Below are 15920 nucleotides of genomic sequence, written 5' to 3'. Positions count from 1 at the left end.
ATTTCTCACGCAAAGACGCAAAGACGCAAAGGAAGAAAAGGGTTTTTAGGTGTATGCTTGGGATATTTCTTGCAGTAGTTTTAGGGTTTCTGCTGCTTCTTGTTCGTTAATTCTGTTCATAGCAAAACCAACGTGAACAAGTACCCAGTCGCCTATACATTTTTCTGGTGGGTGTTGTTCATCGACTATACAAGCTATGTTTATTTGACGTTTGACTCCGCCGACATTTACCATTGCTAGTTTATGTTCTGGGTTGGTTATTTCTACAATTTGTCCGGGTATTCCTAAACACATTTTTTTATTTTCCTTTTTTATAAGAACCGCAGAGGCGCAGAGAACGCAGAGGTTTTAATTTAGAATGAGATAAAAATCAAATTATTCAATTTCTATCTTTTTCTCTTTTTAACTGTCACCTGTCACCTGTCACCTGTCACCTCATACATCTAGCAGCAGCTATAACAGCTTGTCCTAATGATAAACCGCCATCGTTTGCTGGTACTATGCTATGGGTGAAAACTTCTATTCCTAGTTTTTTTAAGTTTTTGGTTGTTTGTTCTAAAAGTATGCGATTTTGAAATACTCCTCCTGTTAATGCTACTTGATTAATTTTGTGTTCTTGGGTTAGTTGTTTAACTATTTCTGTGATGACAATAGCTAAACTTATGTGAAATTTTGCAGCTATTTCTGATGGTGAAATTTGCTGCTTGATGTCTTGTAATATCCCTTCCCACATCGGTGCAGGGTCTATATAATAAATTTTATCTAATTTTTCAAATTTAAAGGGATAATTTATAGTTTCTTTATCATTGTTTAATATGTTAACATTAACTGTTGCCTCCATTTCTATGGCTGCCTGTCCTTCATAGCTGCATTCTTCGCGACAAATACCTATAGCTGCTGCTACTGCATCAAATAACCGCCCAACTGATGATGCTAAGGGTGTGTTAATATCTTTTTCTATCATTTGGTTCAGTAATTTTAATGGTTTTTGTTCTATAAATTTGATAATTTCTAAATCAGCATATTGTTGTTTAATTTCTTCCCAATTAAATGCACTATTTAAATGGGCGTAGGTATTTCGCCAAGGTTGATAAATTGCCTGTTCTCCTCCTATCATGGCTACAGGTTTAAAAGTTGCTACTCTCTGAAATTTCCGATAGTCAGCTAATAAAAAGTCCCCTCCCCATAAAGTACCATCTTCCCCATATCCTAACCCATCAAAGGCTATTCCTAAGATTGGTTTTGCATCCAATGGTATTTTATTTTCTACCATGCAAGCTGCTATATGGGCGTGATGATGTTGAATTTCTATTAATTTAATTTCGTTACTTGATGCTAATTCTTTTCCCAGTTTAGATGATAAATATTCTGGATGTTGATCAATAGCAATTATTTCTGGTTTATGTTCAAATAAATTCAGATATAAATTCAATGTTTCTTGATAAGCATTAAAAGCAGCAGCGTTTTCTAAATCTCCTAAATGTTGGGATAAAATCGCCTCACCTTCTCTTAATAAACAAAAGGTATTTTTTAACTCGCTACCCATTGCTAAAATAGGTGCTACTTTCTCAAAACCAAATGGTAAAATAATTGGTGCTGGTGCATATCCCCGCGCACGTCTGAGAGTTTGTATTTTATCATCAATAACCCTCACAACTGAATCATCAACCCGGTTAACAATATCCCGGTTATGTAATAAAAAATAATCTGCTATTTTCCCTAACTTCTCTTTAGCATCTTCATTATTTATACATTGTGGTTCATCAGAAATATTACCGCTAGTCAAAACTATAGGGCGGTTCATTCTTCTGAGAATTAAATGATGTAAAGGCGTATAAGGTAACATAAAACCCAAAGTATTTTGTCCTTGTGCAACTGATATAGCTACCTGTTTTTCAGGTTTAATATTTAATAAAACAATAGGTGCAGCAGGACTGGTTAATAAAGTTTTTTCTAAATCAGAAACATAACAATATTCAGATATAATATTGATATCCCTAGCCATCAAAGCAAAAGGTTTATGATAACGTCTTTTCCGTTCCCTTAACTTTTTAACAGCCGTTTCTTGAGTTGCATCACAAGCTAAATGAAAACCCCCTAAACCCTTAATAGCGACAATTTCCCCCTTTTGTAATAAAGTACAAACCGCATCCACATCATCCAACATCGAGAACATATCAGCGATGACAGGTTGACCATCAGCACGTTCTAACCAAGCACTTGGACCACACTTAAAACACGCCACAGGTTGGGCATGAAAACGCCTATTTTCCACATCTTCATATTCTGTGTTACAGTCTCCACACATCGGAAACTTAACCATACTCGTATGATTTCTATCATAAGGAATAGCCCGAATAATAGTTAACCTCGGACCGCAATGAGTACAATTTGTAAAAGGATAACGAAAATAACGACTAAAAGGGTCAAAAATTTCCTTTTGACATTGAGAACAAGTTGCTGCATCAGGGGAAATTTCAGTTTTCACCACAGTATTCACACTGTGAGAAATCACAAAATCATCAAAATCAAAATCACCCAAATATGAACTTCTAATTAACTTATTAATTTTAGCTAAGGGCGGACATTCCTGATATAATTTATCTACAAACTCAGTAATTTTCTCCTCACTACCAGCAACCCGAATTAAAACCCCTTCCCCATCATTACAAACATCACCCTTCAAACCACAAAATTTCGCCAACCGATAAACAGTAGGACGAAAACCCACACCTTGAACAATACCCTTAACCCTAATTTCTTCTCTTATCATCTTTGCGCCTTTGCGTCTTTGCGTGAGATTAATAAAATTAAAAAATCAAAACCCGATTATTCCCAGAATCAGAAACTACCATATTTTCCCCACAAACCTTAATTCCGTAACACCAATTTAAACTTTCCCTAGTTGGTAAACCAAAATCCTTATTTTCACTCTTACTTGTAAAACTATCCTGTCCGAAAATTCCATCAGCATCTGCACCCTGTAACAAAAAAATACTTTCCCTTTTCTTCCATCCTAACAAACGAGAATTAGCAGTATCAGCAACTATTAACCAATCTTCCCAAATATCTATACCATAAGGCATACTTAAACTACTACGACTAGGAAAATAAACACCTTGATTTAATTCCACAAAATTAAAATTTTTCTGACCCAAAACCACCGCACAAGAACTATTATTTTCTGTGGGTATTCCTTCCCAAATCATCACCCGATTATTACCCGCATCTGTCACCACCAAATTACCATTCCAAATCGTGATATCATGACACCAACGCATACTAGCAGCAGTGGGAGAACCGCCCCCGTTTTCATTACGAGAAATCATGTTTGGTTGTCCCAAAACTATATCCGCAGGTTGTCCATTTTCTGTAGGTAAACTATGCCAAATTAATAATCTTCTATTTCCAGTATCAGCAACAAATAATTGATTTTTATCACATAAAATCCCATAAGGCCAATGTAAAGTATTAGCTGCTGGTTGTTGACTGCCCCTGTTAGGTTCATTATCAATAAAATTACTTTGTCCTAATACTAAATCTGCGGGTTGATTATTTTCCTCTGGGAGATTATACCAAATTAAAATCCGATGATTCCAAGCATCAGCAACAGCTAAACCATTACCATATTTACAAATACCTGTAGGAACACTAAATGTATTTTTTCCTGGTGTACCTTTGGCGTTTTGTCCTTCACTAAAAAAGTCCGGTTGTCCGATAATTAAATCTGCCGGTTGGTTATCTTCCATCGGTAAATTTCGCCATCCTAATACCCGATGATGTCCTGTATCCGACACCCATAATGGTCCACTTGGTGATAGTAAACAAGCTGCACGGGGTCCGAACATTGTTGAGGGTGTGGGTGCAAGGGGTATGGTTATTTGTTCGGGTTTGTTAGGGTTTCCTAAGATGATTTTTGCAGCTTGGGAAGTGCGGGGTATTGGGTTCATTATTATTTCACGCAGAGGCGCAAAGAGAAGGAGAAGTTTTGGGGTTTATTTATTTAAGAATATTTGATGATACTAAGATGTAGTTTTAATGGCAATTTAGTCTGCTGTTGTTGTTTGAGTGTAAAAACCCGTTTTGGGTTTATCCCATTACCATAGTTATGCTCGCTAATCTAGAACACCAATTCATTAATCGTCAGGGTGAAGCATTCGGACAGAATATGAACTGGTTTCAGCGATAGTTTATCACCCGAATGCTTCGCCCCTAATAAGGTTAGGGAAAAATTAGGTAACGTCTGAGAACCCCAAATGACTTCTAGTAGGTAAAAATAAATGAACTTATTGTATATATGGGGTGGGTTTATCGGTTAAATTAAGGAAAAAATAGGGAATAATCAGACCTATCCTGAAAAATGCTTGCTATATCAGCAATTTCCTAATTTATCTCCATATAACTGCTGTGCGGCCATTGTCCACCTAATAAGGCGTAGATTTCTACAGGTTTAGCAGAAATTGTTACCCCAATCTCATAAGATTTACCTGTAAAAGCGGCAAAGCGACGACAAGCTTCATCATAAAAATGACTGCGGCGATAATTTTTATTGGTTAAATCAATGGCAAACAATCCATAAAAATAGCGAGGAATACTTTGGATTGTTTCCACAATTTGACCTAAATTTCTCGCCAAAATTGCATTTCTAGGAACTTCTGTTCCCCAAGCGGTATCTAATGCCCAAGAAGCTGAACTTAAATGAGAACCGCCACAAATTCCGCAAATTCTAGGGGTGACAATTAAACCGGCTTGGGGGTCTTTTCCGCGTAAAATTATTTCAAAACCGCGAAAAAGTTCTGCATGAGTCCAGGCATTTGTAACATATCCGTCTTCGATTTCTACACGGACATCTAAATCACCTTCGACTCTACCAACGGGAGCAATATCTAATGTTTGAATTGGCATAATTTTGATGATTGATGATTGGTGATTGGTGATTGGTGATTGGTGATTGGTGATTGGTGATTGGTGATGGGGAAAAACTCTTACCCAGTCCCTAATCCCTAAACCAAGAAAAAGTCTTCATCAGCCCATTTTGGTGCTGCATCTTTAGCAACAACTGTGAGAACTGCGTAATCTTTTTGGTTGACTCCGGGGGGTATTTCTTTGGGAACACCCATAATTGTTTGAGTTTTAAATACTGTTCCTGGTTTGAGATCATGGAAGGGAAATTCTGGTTCTGTGCAACCAATACAAGGCATTCCGGCGCGGGTTTTTGATGATACGCGATTCCAAAGAATGCGGTTACAGGAAGAACGGGTCATGGGACCACGACACCCTAAGTCATAAAAGAGACAGCCTTTACGTTGTCCAAATTCTGCGGTTGTGGCTTTGTAAGCAAAGTGAATGTTACGAGTACAACCAGTTTGGGTAAAGGTGTTAAAGAAGGTTTGGGGACGGTGTAGGTCGTCTAAGGTAATATCGCTGATGCGTCCGGTAGCTATGGCGACTAATATCTGGGTTATCCAGTCAGGATGGGCGGGACATCCGGGTATATTTATTACAGGTAAACCGGCTTTGCTGACAAAATCTTTACCTAAAAAACCACCTTTGTCCCGTTTCAGAAATTGTAAACCCTCAGATTCGCTGGGGTTGGGTGACATTGCAGGAATACCGCCCCAAGTGGCACAGTCGCCAATGGCTACAACAAAGTTAGCAGCTTGGGCTAATTCGTTTAACCATTCTTTCATCGGACGATCTGCAAAACGATTCCATTCTCCTGTACCATTGGGGGCGTTAACTACGCTGCCTTCAAATACCAAAATATCTAGGGGAGTTTTACCTAAGACACATTCCCAAAGCAGGGTTTGTAAGTTTGCACCGAGTTCTAAACCCAGGGAAGGATGCCAAAGAATTTTAATGCCAAAGTCTGCTATTAAATCACAAGCTGTAGGTTCTTCGGCATTGAGAAATGACATGGTGTTACCTGAACAAGCACCACCTTGCAGCCAGAGTACATTTGTCATTGGCTATGATTTTTCTATTGTAGATGTGGAGAGATACACGGGATTATTTCACGGGATTATTCCGTCAGTGTTGATGGGGAGATACGCAGGAATTTTAGCAACATTATCAATTTTTGAATTTCTACTACTGAGGATTTTTGTAGAGTCTCGCTGATTGATTATTATTGTTATTTTAACATAGGATTTCTGTCTGAATCAGAATTGACAGGATTTGTTGATTTACTGGATTTTGATTGATTGATGATACAGAAATCTATTCTCAAGTGATCAATTTATCTCTACAAAAATTAACATTAGTAATTTTACGCTAGATTTCTCTTAAATGAATCTTTTATAGTGAAAAATATTAATGTTATTACCCTTTCCTTGAATCTTAACAAAGGATAGGTACAAACACTTTATTTTCATGATTTAGTAGGGGTTTAGCACTGGTAAACCCTTCCAGGAATCAGGAGTCAGGAGTCAGAAGAACTTTTACAAAGTTGACTGCTGATAGTTGATAAATGATAGCTAATAGCTAATAGCTATTAAAAGGGGAATCTGTAAAAACTAAATAACTGCGTAAGTCGGCTTAGTTGATGACTCAATTACTATGGCCAATTTATGACTTCTAGTATTACAGATTCTGCCGTAAAAGCGGCTATGGCGGCCATTTCTGATGAGTCAGCAACAGCAGAGGAAAAAATCCAAATGCTGATAGAAATGGCGCAGGGTTTTCTCAAAAAACCGAAAAATTCCCAAGATTTACGCAGTGGGTTAGGATTGTTTTATCGTGCTTATCAAATGTGTGGTGAAGATTATCCTTTACTGAAAGCACGGGCAAAAGTGGGAATGGCGGGTACTTTACAAATAATACCCGATTCTAATCCCCAATTATTAGTACAAGCTAAGGATAGTTACGAAGAAGCTTTACCTATTTTACAGCAGTTTGCTACACCAGAAGAAGTAGCAGAAGCGCAGATGAATTTGGGTTTAGTTTTACAGTCTTTAGTTCCCTATAATTTAGCGCGGATAACTGATAGTATCCAAGCTTATCATGAGGCTTTGCGGGTGTTTACTTGGCAAGAATACCCCCAAGAATATGCGATTTTATATAATAATATTGCGATCGCCTATCTTTCAATGCCCATGGCATCTGAACGGGAATATTTACGTCAAGGGTTAGCAGTACAATCTTTTGAAGTAGCACTTGAGCATATTAACATAATTGATCATCCCAGGGAATATGCCATGTTGCAAAATAATTTAGGTAATGCTTTGCAATATTTAATTAGTTCCCATCCCATTGACAATAATTTGCGGGCTGTTGCAGCTTACGATGAAGCTTTAAAAGTGCGTAATTCTAGAGATACACCCTTGGAATATGCTAACACAATTTCTAACAAAGCTAACGTTCTTTTTAACTTGCCAGACAACCCCGAAAAACCAGAATTAGGGAATCCTAAAAACCTGCTACAAGCCAAATTCTACTATCAAGAAGCTTGGCAAATATTTACAGCACATCAAGAAATTGAGAAAGCGGAAATAGTAGCCCAAGCAATCCAAGATTTGGAAGCAGAAATACTAGCAGTTTCCTTAAATTAAATATCAGGAGTCAGTAGGGGCAAAGCATTCGGAAAATACCCTTGGACAAAAATTGATACTTGATTGCCCGAATGCTGATGCTGCCAGCACGCTTCGCGAACGCCCGTAAAGGAGTCAGGATTCAGAATATTTACTTGCATCAAAAATGGAGAAAAGCAAGTATTTTCATCAGGTTTCATTAATCAGGTTTCATTAATCAGGCTTCAATATCAAATCAAACAAACTGATGAATCTGATGAATCCTGAAAAATGACTATTAACTTGTCAACAAATAGGAGAAAAAACAATGTTTGATTTTATCAACAACCCAGAATTTAGAGATTTTCTTTATAGTTTAAATACCAACCTCAATTTTACCACTGCATTAGCTTGGTTAGCCATTGCCGTAATTTTATCAATGGTAGGTGGTGCAATTGGAGGTATGATATTAGCCGGTAAAGATTTAGGCTACAAATTTTCAGCCACCATTGGTAGTTTATTTGCCCCTGCTGGCGTAATTCCCACCCTCATTTTAGGGTTATTAATTTTAAATTTGTTAGGCAACTAATAGGTAACTAATACGTAACTAATAGGTAACTAATAGGAGGATATATGTTAGAATTAGGCTGGTTTTCTTTGAGATTATTTCTCAAGGGTAAATTATTTCGTGATCCACTATATTTTCTGCGTCAAACAATAATCGCTAGTGGTATTGGTACACTATTATTAATTTTATTAGCACAGCTATCAATTCCCCTTTGTATTCCTATTACTGTAACTAGTTTAGTTACAGGTGTCATGATGCCTTTTCTACTGAAAGATTTTCGCATGAAATGATGCAGTTACAATTATAAAACTTATCAATCCCTACAGATTTATCTGGGGGATTGTTTTATGATTGAACGCAGATAAACGCAGATAAACGCAGATTTTTATGGATAATTTAAATGAATTAATAGCAGATATTCAAAGATTTGAAGCAATTATTTCTGACTGGGATGAAAGTCAAAGATGTGTGGCAGTTGCTTTAAAAAGTGCGGTTGAAGCTTTACATAAAGCAGCTTTAACGAACTTGATTAAAAGTTTGAAAAAGGATAATTTAGCCGCTTTAAGCAATGCGGTAAATGATGATATTGTTTATGCGGTTTTATTGTATCACAATTTGGTAAAACTGCCATTATCAGAACGGATAAAAACAGCATTAGCGGAAATTCGCCCTAGTTTACAAAGCCATAATGGGGATGTGGAATTAGTTGCTATTAAACCACCGGATACAGTTGAAGTTAAGTTAATTGGTAGTTGTAGTAATTGTGCCAGTTCTACTTTGACTTTAACTCAGTTAGTAGAACAAACTATTAAAAACCATTGTCCAGAAATTACCAAAATTGTAGCTGTTAATAATACTCTTAATTCTACAATTGCTACTATTCCCACAAATTCCTATTGGGTAAGAGTTACGAATGTTAATGAACTTCCTGAAAATCAAATATTAGGAGTTAGAATTGAAAATCATAACTTGATTTTATACAAACAAGATAATAAGGTACACTGTTATGGTAATGCCTGTTCTCATTTAGGTTTTCCCTTGGATAAAGGTAAAGTTAAAAATGGTATTATCACCTGTGCATCCCATCAATTTGAATACGATTTAAATACAGGCAAATGTTTAACAGTACCGGATATTTCTCTACAAAGTTATCAAGTGCAAGTTAAAGGTGATAAAGTGTATGTCCAGGTTTAAAGTTTGAGATTCCTGTGGAAATTTTATTAATAAATATTAATAAATATTAATAAATATTAATAAATATTAATAAATATTTTTGGAGCATCTACTCCTACTCTTTTTTGTAACAAATAGCAAGTTTCTGTAACGACACACCAGGTTGTAATAAATTGCTGATTAGCTAAATCTTGAAATCGTTTTTTGGCGGCTATATAAACTACATCTTGTTTATTAGCAAGAGCTAACCAAAAGCCTGTATCAACTATGATCATATTTTTGATTAAGTTCACGATCTAAGTAGTTTTTATAGTTTTTAGAGAGGTCAGTTTCAGCTTCTATACAACCGATAAAGTCTGACCAGTCTTGCAAGGAATTTTCTGAAGATTTGTGTTGATTCAGAAGATAGGGTTTTTTTAGGACTTCTACAAGTTCGACTATGATTTGTTGTGCATCGGGAGGAAGAGAGGCAATATCTTGTTGAATTGTATCTAAGTTCATAATCTGATTTTGCTGTTTCTCTGATTATAGTTTAGCGAGAATTTTTTTTACAAAACCAATCAGATTCAGATAAGGTGTATTACATTTCATTAACGCACCCTACATAGCGATCGCTTCCCTATCCGTAAACATCGCATTTAATAATAGTTAAGGAAGTACAAAAAAAGGAAGTAGAGCGATATCGCTTTTCTCAAAGATGTTTAACAGTGAAATTATTGGGTTTTTAGCAGAAATACATAGTAAGATTAGATAAGTTAGCAGAAATTCACTCGCCACATCATGAATTACAGAGATTATATCACAATCGAACCCAATAAACGCGGTGGTAAGCCTTGTGTACGTGGCTTGCGAATTACAGTTTATGAGGTGCTTGAATACCTAGCTTCTGAGATGACGGAAGCGGAAATTCTTGATGATTTTCCCGATCTAACGCGAGAAGATTTAAAGGCTTGTATTGCTTATGCGGCTGATCGTGAACGTCGGCTGATGATTTCGACTTTATCAGCATGAAATTACTATTTGATGAAAACTTATCCCCCAAATTATCCACCCGTTTGAGCGATATTTTTCCAGGCTCGCTTCATGTTCGGGATGTAGGCATGAAAGCAACAATAGACCCGATAGTTTGGAATTATGCAAAAGATAATGATTTGATGTTCGTCTCGAAAGATGCTGATATGCACGATTTGAGTTTAGTGTTTGGGAATCCTCCAAAAGTCATCTGGCTTAGACTGGGAAACTGTTCTACCTGACAAGTTGAAAATTTACTGCGTCGGGAGTTCAGTACAATCAAATTATTTTATGAAGATGAAAATTCATCCTTACTTGCTCTCTCATAATCGCACTTAAACCACAACTAGCGATCGCTTCCCTCGCCGTAGGTATCGCACTTAGTAATAGTTAGGGGTTGCTGAGAAAGTCTTTCCGTGAGGGCATAGGAGTCAGGAGTCAGGAGTCAGGAGTCAGGAGAAGATTTGAAAATTTCTTTGCCATCTCTTGAAATCCCAAAAAATGCACACTTTTTCCGGTATACCCTTCAAAACCCTTGCACTAATTTCTGTGTTTATCAGCCTCTAACCTTTGATATATCAAGGTTTTAGGTTTATTCAGCAAACCCTAGTTAAGGAAGTACAAAAAAGAAGTAGAGCGATCGCACTACCATCTATGAAATTGACTTAGTATTGAACAATTTTCATCCGAGACAAAAATTAGTCTATCAAGTTTCTCTTGAATTAGAACAACCTTACCTTTTATAGTTTACAGGTTGCCCATCTTCGAGGGTGTAAATGTCCTCTTCTGGATCGTTGAGGAAAGTAAAGCTAGGGTTGGTTGAGACTGCATCTAACCAGGTTTGTTCGTTGAGATCATCCTCCTCTGGCATTAGCAGGATAATACGCACCCGACTGGCTTTGTCTTGGGGAAGGGGATGATCTAGCTGAATTTGTCCTTGTTTATTTAAGATACCTGTGGTTTCAATCGCACGCATGGTTTCAGGCACAAAACATCATTGGGTTCAATAGACATCTCCACAACAGAATGTATTAATTTGTCATAAATTGTAGGGGCGAAGCTTATGGGCGATAATTTAACGGAAAAATCAGAGATATAGATATCCCATAAGCTTCGCCCTGCCCCCATAAATAAGTTCCATAATTTCTTTTCTGGAGATGTCTAATTTTAACACTTTCTTCCGTGCAACCAGAAGGTAATTAGGTGGAATATATTAAGAAATTAAGGTGCTGTACATTTCATTAACGCACCCTATAGAATTGGCAAACTGGCTTACCACAACGGGCTAATTTAAAAGACTTTCATATTCATCGTGATTACCGATCCAAATCCAATAATAATCGTCACCCTTTTTTAAGGCTAAGGCTCTATATCCACCAGTGACACGGGCAGACCAAAGATTTTTACTGACTTTTTTGAAGTGCAAAGAGGGATGAAGTGAGTTTTCCTGCCAAAGCTGATAAGCCTTCCGCGCTTGCTCTTGCATCTCAGGTGACAAATTAGCATAAGTTTTCCAAAACTCACTCGTTGCAAAGGATTTCATCAAGATCCCTCACGTTGTTGGCTGCAATATCTTTTTCTGCCTGAGCAATAAGGCGATCTAATTTCCCTGATGCTAAATCTGCCTCAATTTGCCGATCCCACATCTCATCAATATATTCTTGAAGCCACTTTGCCAGATCACGAACTTCACTCTCTGGCAATTGCTTGATTGCTGATTCAACTTCTAGGAGAGTAGTCATATAAGATTTTACATTTCAAGAACTTTTCTATATTATTACCAATTATAGCATTGAAACGCTATTGAGATGGTAGCTATTTGACTGAGCGCACTTATTAAAGATGTTTAATGGTGAATTTATCAGGTGCATTACATTTCATTAACGCACCCCACAGAATTGGCGATCGCTTACTCATGAGATCGCAGTTAATCACAGTTAAGGAATCACAAAAAAGGAAATTGAGCGATCGCTTCTTCTGCTAAAGCCTCCAGTTTGCCGTCTGCGATGTCTTGTTCTAGCTGCTCATCCCAACGCTGGTAGTCTATGTCTAAGATCCATTGCCGGAGTCGCTGAAACTGCTCTGGTGGAAGCGTCAGAATAGCTGCTTCAATTTGTTCAATGGTTGACATTTCAGGTTATAGTTTTTTGACTTCAATCACATTATAGCTTTGTAGAGAGGAGTAATTCTAATTTTTACCTCACAGATCGCTTATAATCAATGTATTATTGTATATCTAAAAATTTAAAATATGTCACTCGCTGAGTTAATTCCTCTAGTCAATAATCTGAGTCAGTCAGATAAATTATCACTCTTGAAACTCCTAGCAAAACAAATCCCAAATGCTGAATTACAAGTGATCTTTTCTGCCTCAGAGTATCCAATTTGGTCGCCCTATGACTCAACGGAAGCTGCAAATATCCTGATGCAGATGATTCAGGATCACCAAGAGGCATCTACTGATGGCTAGTACAGTGGAATTTCCCTTTAATGATGATGAAGCATTACCCACAATTCCGATCATTCTGAGTTATGCAAACTCTTCTGTTTCTGCAAATGCACTGCTGGATACTGGGTCTACTGTCAATGTTTTACCTTATGACATTGGGTTAAAATTAGGTGCAATTTGGGATAATCAAACTGTCCGTTTGCCATTGGCTGGAAATCTTGCAAAAGTTGAAGCACGGGGGTTATTTGTGCAAGTTCAAATTGGGAATCTTGAACCCGTTCGTCTAGCATTTGCCTGGGTAGAAGCCTCTCATGTACCCTTAATCCTTGGGCAAACGAACTTTTTTCGAGAATTTGATGTTTGTTTTGAGCGATCGCAATGCACGATTAAAATTATCCGACGTGATTAGCAATCGCTTCCCTATCCGTAAACATCCCATTTAATAATAGTTAAGGAAGCACAGGAAAAGGAAGTGGAGCGATTTCTCTTTGCAAAGATGTTTATTAGATTTATTGACCTCGCCCTGGCTTACAGTCGGCAAAACTTAATGCCTCTGTGTCTAGAAAGCTGGCGATTCTCTTTCAGAGACACTACGTGAACGCCATCTCAATTATTGCTTCAACGGGATAATCAATTTCATTAGCACGAGAAATCAAGGCATCCTGAATCCAGTCTGGTAAGTGTTTTAAAATAATTTCCGCATCATCGGATGAAATTTGCTCTGAAGGTTTCACTTGCATGGGTTAGGACTCGATATGGATTTTAACATTATATGGTGGCTCAGTCGCTCTCAAAATGATCGCCTCTAGTTCTAATAGTAACGCAGGGTTTTTCGAGTAAGGTATTGTCTGCACCGCAATTCTTACATCTTCACTTTGATCCTGAAACAAGAGCAGCGATAAATACAATTATTGTCAGAGCTAACAGGATGATCGTTCCGACAACCAGATCCGGTTGCGGATTAAAATAGTTGATTTGGAAAATTCGATCAATCCCGATCAATACCCAAGAGATGAATACAAAACAGAGGACAGACCATGCTAGTCTTTTACTTAATGGCTCGTCGATATCCTTCCATTCCTCCTCAATCGTCCGGTGGTTCGCTAAAGTACCGTAAAACATAAAGACAAGATAAGAAACAATAAGTGTGACGAAAGTGATCGAAGATATCCAGGGATAAGTTCCAGAGATTCTAATCGCTGTGAGTCCGGCCAGCGTGTTAATACTCAAACCCCAAATGATTAACAAAACCCATTGTAAGTAACGCCGTCTTAGATTCGACTCTAGAGAGATACTGATCTCGACGAAAACATTCCAGACCAATCCACAAAATGGCATAATACTATAAAAAATAAAGACGATAATCGAAATTAGACTTATCACAATAGTAGTCAGTATTATCCTCCCTTGACAAAATAGAAAGCATAAAAAGTTAAGCACAATCCGCAGGCTTGAAATAAGGATACGAATAGTTAGCAGAATCGTTGTAATTGAAATATCGGCAACCGCGAGGGAGATCAAAACAAGTGGGTTGCGAGAGCGAAGCGATACAGTATATTTTCTCTCAGTAAAAAGTATAACTTTTTCGGCGATCAAATTGTTTACAAACATGGCATATTCAAAAGGAGTATCAAGCCATTTAAGCCCATTGAAAGCAAAATCGCTCATCCTCTCAATGACCGATAAGACAGGAGTTTCTACCAAACATCTATGGATTATATGAAATACCATCACGCCAAGATAAACTACCAAACTTCCAACCAAAAAATAATGATAATAATCTTTGATTCGGCTTGAAATCCAGAAATTCACAACATAAAAGATTGAGGCTTGAAGTGAAATAACAAACAAAAATCGCAGTGTGTCCCTAGAGGATTTCAGGGTGATTTTTCTAATGTCGAACGGTATCTTAAAGGTGGATGAATTCAAAAATATTCTCAGTTTATATTTTAAAGCTATATCTTCTTGATTTTTCATCTTTTTAAACCATAATTCCATCAATTTATCGACAGGAAATGATTGAATTTGAGTTTTATCCCTTAGCTTTATTCGCAATTTTTCTGGTAACTTTTTCTTGAAATGCAAAACTTTGATATAAGGAGAATTAATATCAAGCTTTGAAGATTCTTCATTTAAAAAATCAAGAATATGAGAAAAACTCAAGTTTTCATATTGTTCTCGTAAGATTTTTTCAATTTCACTTTGTGAGCTACTGTTGATTTTTTTTATTCTTTCTAATTGTCTTTTAATTTCTTCTTTAAATTCTTTTTCTTCCAAGGAGAATAATGAACTTGTTCTATACTCACTATATCTATATGATGAACTTGTTCTACTATTTCTGTATTCATTTAGTAATTCTTCTTCAATTTCCGTTGGTGATTCTTCGTATATTTTTCCTACCATTTCTAATTGTGTTTCTATTTCTGCCGGAAAAAAAGAAGGCACATATAATAATTCATTACTAATATTCCTATTCCTTATTCTTGAAATAAGTTGGCCAAATGAAGGAATGAATAAAATACTTAACTCTTTTTCCTTAATAATTGCTAGATTATATTTGTGTTGTAAAGACGCTAAATCATTAGCTATTGAATCTTCTGCTGCTTGCAAGTCTTCATATTGTTTGTTCAATTCTTGAATACGCTTTTTAGTCCAATATTCTCGAATTTCTAATTCTTTATTATATTTTTGCTGATAATCGTACTGGATAATCCCCCAAGCTACGCACCATAAAAGCAGGAATGCTGAGGGAATTAATCCATTAGCTGTCTCGACTGGCAATAGATCGAGGAAATACCCGCCTCCGATCGCAACGAGACTGGCAATAGTAATTTCAGTGGGTGTTAACTCTCGAAATTTGGGATTTACGAACAGTAGTAAGGGGATAACTAAAGCGACTCTAATGATTGGTATATTAGATCGTAGGAAAGCAAAAAAAGATTGTACCGATGACGCGGTAGACACGGGAAAGCGATTAAACACTACACCAACAATATCATTGATACCGATGGATAAAATCGCAACGACCAAGCAGAGAGTTAGTGCGGGAACAGTCAAAATAAATCTAGATATAGAGTAATCCACCCAAAATTCAATATCGAGTAAGGATATTTTCTTGTTTTCCTTTTGCATAGTTCATCTTTCCCCTTCCGTGAACCAATGACTCTGTTCTCTGATTGATCCATATTATACAGCATTGCCTGACAAATAA

19 protein-coding genes and 2 pseudogenes are annotated in these 15920 nt (G+C 36.9%); 8 read left to right on the top strand and 13 right to left on the bottom strand.

Annotation, left to right across the window (positions count from 1 at the left end; genetic code table 11):
- Window positions 1–45: 45 nt before the first annotated feature.
- From H6F45_RS08015 to H6F45_RS07995, 5 genes and pseudogenes are all read right to left on the bottom strand, one after another.
- On the bottom strand, window positions 46–294 hold the full coding sequence (locus tag H6F45_RS08015; protein WP_096570872.1) for a HypC/HybG/HupF family hydrogenase formation chaperone: 249 nt from the start codon (window positions 292–294) through the stop codon (window positions 46–48).
- 136 nt (window positions 295–430) lie between these two features.
- The gene (gene hypF, locus H6F45_RS08010) at window positions 431–2773 is read right to left on the bottom strand and encodes a carbamoyltransferase HypF (protein WP_190346908.1); all 2343 of its coding nucleotides are present in this window, start codon (window positions 2771–2773) and stop codon (window positions 431–433) included.
- Window positions 2774–2810: 37 nt separating this feature from the next.
- Window positions 2811–3950: a hypothetical protein gene (locus H6F45_RS08005; protein WP_190346907.1), complete on the bottom strand. Its 1140-nt coding sequence runs from the start codon at window positions 3948–3950 to the stop codon at window positions 2811–2813.
- Window positions 3951–4395: 445 nt separating this feature from the next.
- Window positions 4396–4905: pseudogene (locus H6F45_RS08000) on the bottom strand (nickel-dependent hydrogenase large subunit); the annotation flags it as partial.
- A 98-nt stretch (window positions 4906–5003) separates the two neighbouring features.
- Window positions 5004–5966, bottom strand: a complete 963-nt coding sequence (locus H6F45_RS07995) for a hydrogenase small subunit (protein ID WP_096570878.1) — start codon at window positions 5964–5966, stop codon at window positions 5004–5006.
- 603 nt (window positions 5967–6569) lie between these two features.
- Between H6F45_RS07995 and H6F45_RS07990 the strand changes: the two genes are divergently transcribed.
- The 4 genes from H6F45_RS07990 (at window position 6570) to H6F45_RS07975 (ending at window position 9270) form a co-directional block, all read left to right on the top strand.
- Entirely contained in the window at window positions 6570–7550 is a 981-nt protein-coding gene (locus H6F45_RS07990; RefSeq protein ID WP_190346906.1) for a hypothetical protein, read from the top strand.
- A gap of 286 nt (window positions 7551–7836) precedes the next feature.
- Window positions 7837–8097: a hypothetical protein gene (locus H6F45_RS07985; protein WP_096570883.1), complete on the top strand. Its 261-nt coding sequence runs from the start codon at window positions 7837–7839 to the stop codon at window positions 8095–8097.
- A 44-nt stretch (window positions 8098–8141) separates the two neighbouring features.
- Window positions 8142–8366, top strand: a complete 225-nt coding sequence (locus H6F45_RS07980; protein ID WP_096570885.1) for a hypothetical protein — start codon at window positions 8142–8144, stop codon at window positions 8364–8366.
- A 97-nt stretch (window positions 8367–8463) separates the two neighbouring features.
- Entirely contained in the window at window positions 8464–9270 is an 807-nt protein-coding gene (locus H6F45_RS07975) for a NifU family protein (protein WP_190346905.1), read from the top strand.
- A 56-nt stretch (window positions 9271–9326) separates the two neighbouring features.
- Here the strand turns inward: H6F45_RS07975 and H6F45_RS07970 are convergent, their stop codons facing one another.
- On the bottom strand, window positions 9327–9524 hold the full coding sequence (locus tag H6F45_RS07970) for a hypothetical protein (RefSeq protein WP_228051833.1): 198 nt from the start codon (window positions 9522–9524) through the stop codon (window positions 9327–9329).
- Window positions 9511–9750, bottom strand: coding sequence for a hypothetical protein (locus H6F45_RS07965; RefSeq protein ID WP_096570890.1), 240 nt, complete (start codon window positions 9748–9750; stop codon window positions 9511–9513). The genes H6F45_RS07970 and H6F45_RS07965 overlap by 14 nt, the downstream gene beginning before the upstream one ends.
- A gap of 279 nt (window positions 9751–10029) precedes the next feature.
- On the opposite strand from H6F45_RS07965, the gene H6F45_RS07960 reads away from it, so the two are divergent.
- Window positions 10030–10260 (top strand): DUF433 domain-containing protein, encoded by a 231-nt coding sequence (locus tag H6F45_RS07960; protein WP_027402180.1) that lies wholly within the window; start codon window positions 10030–10032, stop codon window positions 10258–10260.
- The gene (locus tag H6F45_RS07955; RefSeq protein WP_242052570.1) at window positions 10257–10502 is read left to right on the top strand and encodes a DUF5615 family PIN-like protein; all 246 of its coding nucleotides are present in this window, start codon (window positions 10257–10259) and stop codon (window positions 10500–10502) included. The genes H6F45_RS07960 and H6F45_RS07955 overlap by 4 nt, the downstream gene beginning before the upstream one ends.
- Window positions 10503–10993: 491 nt before the next feature.
- On the opposite strand, the gene H6F45_RS07950 is transcribed toward H6F45_RS07955, so the two are convergent.
- The 4 genes from H6F45_RS07950 to H6F45_RS07935 all read right to left on the bottom strand — a co-directional run bounded on the left by H6F45_RS07950 (window position 10994) and on the right by H6F45_RS07935 (window position 12391).
- A complete protein-coding gene (locus H6F45_RS07950; RefSeq protein WP_137668693.1) occupies window positions 10994–11236 on the bottom strand; it encodes a hypothetical protein in 243 nt (80 codons plus the stop codon).
- Window positions 11237–11545: 309 nt separating this feature from the next.
- A complete protein-coding gene (locus H6F45_RS07945) occupies window positions 11546–11803 on the bottom strand; it encodes a hypothetical protein (protein WP_190346904.1) in 258 nt (85 codons plus the stop codon).
- On the bottom strand, window positions 11781–12002 hold the full coding sequence (locus H6F45_RS07940; protein ID WP_190346903.1) for a hypothetical protein: 222 nt from the start codon (window positions 12000–12002) through the stop codon (window positions 11781–11783). The genes H6F45_RS07945 and H6F45_RS07940 overlap by 23 nt, the downstream gene beginning before the upstream one ends.
- Before the next feature lie 203 nt (window positions 12003–12205).
- Entirely contained in the window at window positions 12206–12391 is a 186-nt protein-coding gene (locus H6F45_RS07935) for a hypothetical protein (RefSeq protein WP_137668689.1), read from the bottom strand.
- A 120-nt stretch (window positions 12392–12511) separates the two neighbouring features.
- Here H6F45_RS07935 and H6F45_RS07930 point away from each other — a divergent pair, with 120 nt between their 5' ends.
- Both H6F45_RS07930 and H6F45_RS07925 read left to right on the top strand, forming a co-directional pair.
- Window positions 12512–12730 carry a hypothetical protein gene (locus H6F45_RS07930; protein ID WP_096570900.1) on the top strand — a complete coding sequence of 73 codons (219 nt, stop codon included), beginning with the start codon at window positions 12512–12514 and terminating at the stop codon, window positions 12728–12730.
- Window positions 12723–13118 carry a retropepsin-like aspartic protease gene (locus H6F45_RS07925; protein WP_190346902.1) on the top strand — a complete coding sequence of 132 codons (396 nt, stop codon included), beginning with the start codon at window positions 12723–12725 and terminating at the stop codon, window positions 13116–13118. Before H6F45_RS07930 ends, H6F45_RS07925 begins: the two co-directional genes overlap by 8 nt.
- A gap of 100 nt (window positions 13119–13218) precedes the next feature.
- Here the strand turns inward: H6F45_RS07925 and H6F45_RS27310 are convergent.
- Both H6F45_RS27310 and H6F45_RS07915 read right to left on the bottom strand, forming a co-directional pair.
- Window positions 13219–13449 (bottom strand): annotated as a pseudogene (locus tag H6F45_RS27310) (hypothetical protein).
- 130 nt (window positions 13450–13579) lie between these two features.
- A complete protein-coding gene (locus H6F45_RS07915; protein ID WP_137668691.1) occupies window positions 13580–15841 on the bottom strand; it encodes a hypothetical protein in 2262 nt (753 codons plus the stop codon).
- Between the last annotated feature and the right edge of the window lie 79 nt (window positions 15842–15920).

Source organism: Sphaerospermopsis sp. FACHB-1194 (genome assembly GCF_014696235.1).
In the GTDB taxonomy this organism is placed as follows: Bacteria; Cyanobacteriota; Cyanobacteriia; order Cyanobacteriales; family Nostocaceae; genus Sphaerospermopsis; species Sphaerospermopsis kisseleviana.
Note: the sequence above shows the minus strand (reverse complement) of the source record. Positions and strands in the feature narration are given on the sequence as shown.

Excerpts from the sequence above, each read along its gene's own strand:
- H6F45_RS07950 (WP_137668693.1), bottom strand. The coding sequence starts at position 11,236 with ATGCGTGCGATTGAAACCACAGGTATCTTAAATAAACAAGGACAAATT.
- H6F45_RS07965 (WP_096570890.1), bottom strand. The coding sequence starts at position 9,750 with ATGAACTTAGATACAATTCAACAAGATATTGCCTCTCTTCCTCCCGAT.
- H6F45_RS08015 (WP_096570872.1), bottom strand. The coding sequence starts at position 294 with ATGTGTTTAGGAATACCCGGACAAATTGTAGAAATAACCAACCCAGAA.
- H6F45_RS07980 (WP_096570885.1), top strand. The coding sequence starts at position 8,142 with ATGTTAGAATTAGGCTGGTTTTCTTTGAGATTATTTCTCAAGGGTAAA.
- H6F45_RS07990 (WP_190346906.1), top strand. The coding sequence starts at position 6,570 with ATGACTTCTAGTATTACAGATTCTGCCGTAAAAGCGGCTATGGCGGCC.
- H6F45_RS07915 (WP_137668691.1), bottom strand. The coding sequence starts at position 15,841 with ATGCAAAAGGAAAACAAGAAAATATCCTTACTCGATATTGAATTTTGG.
- H6F45_RS07955 (WP_242052570.1), top strand. The coding sequence starts at position 10,257 with ATGAAATTACTATTTGATGAAAACTTATCCCCCAAATTATCCACCCGT.
- H6F45_RS07930 (WP_096570900.1), top strand. The coding sequence starts at position 12,512 with ATGTCACTCGCTGAGTTAATTCCTCTAGTCAATAATCTGAGTCAGTCA.
- H6F45_RS07985 (WP_096570883.1), top strand. The coding sequence starts at position 7,837 with ATGTTTGATTTTATCAACAACCCAGAATTTAGAGATTTTCTTTATAGT.
- H6F45_RS07995 (WP_096570878.1), bottom strand. The coding sequence starts at position 5,966 with ATGACAAATGTACTCTGGCTGCAAGGTGGTGCTTGTTCAGGTAACACC.
- H6F45_RS07940 (WP_190346903.1), bottom strand. The coding sequence starts at position 12,002 with ATGACTACTCTCCTAGAAGTTGAATCAGCAATCAAGCAATTGCCAGAG.
- H6F45_RS07935 (WP_137668689.1), bottom strand. The coding sequence starts at position 12,391 with ATGTCAACCATTGAACAAATTGAAGCAGCTATTCTGACGCTTCCACCA.
- H6F45_RS07970 (WP_228051833.1), bottom strand. The coding sequence starts at position 9,524 with ATGATCATAGTTGATACAGGCTTTTGGTTAGCTCTTGCTAATAAACAA.
- H6F45_RS07975 (WP_190346905.1), top strand. The coding sequence starts at position 8,464 with ATGGATAATTTAAATGAATTAATAGCAGATATTCAAAGATTTGAAGCA.
- H6F45_RS07960 (WP_027402180.1), top strand. The coding sequence starts at position 10,030 with ATGAATTACAGAGATTATATCACAATCGAACCCAATAAACGCGGTGGT.
- H6F45_RS07945 (WP_190346904.1), bottom strand. The coding sequence starts at position 11,803 with ATGAAATCCTTTGCAACGAGTGAGTTTTGGAAAACTTATGCTAATTTG.
- hypF (WP_190346908.1), bottom strand. The coding sequence starts at position 2,773 with ATGATAAGAGAAGAAATTAGGGTTAAGGGTATTGTTCAAGGTGTGGGT.
- H6F45_RS07925 (WP_190346902.1), top strand. The coding sequence starts at position 12,723 with ATGGCTAGTACAGTGGAATTTCCCTTTAATGATGATGAAGCATTACCC.
- H6F45_RS08005 (WP_190346907.1), bottom strand. The coding sequence starts at position 3,950 with ATGAACCCAATACCCCGCACTTCCCAAGCTGCAAAAATCATCTTAGGA.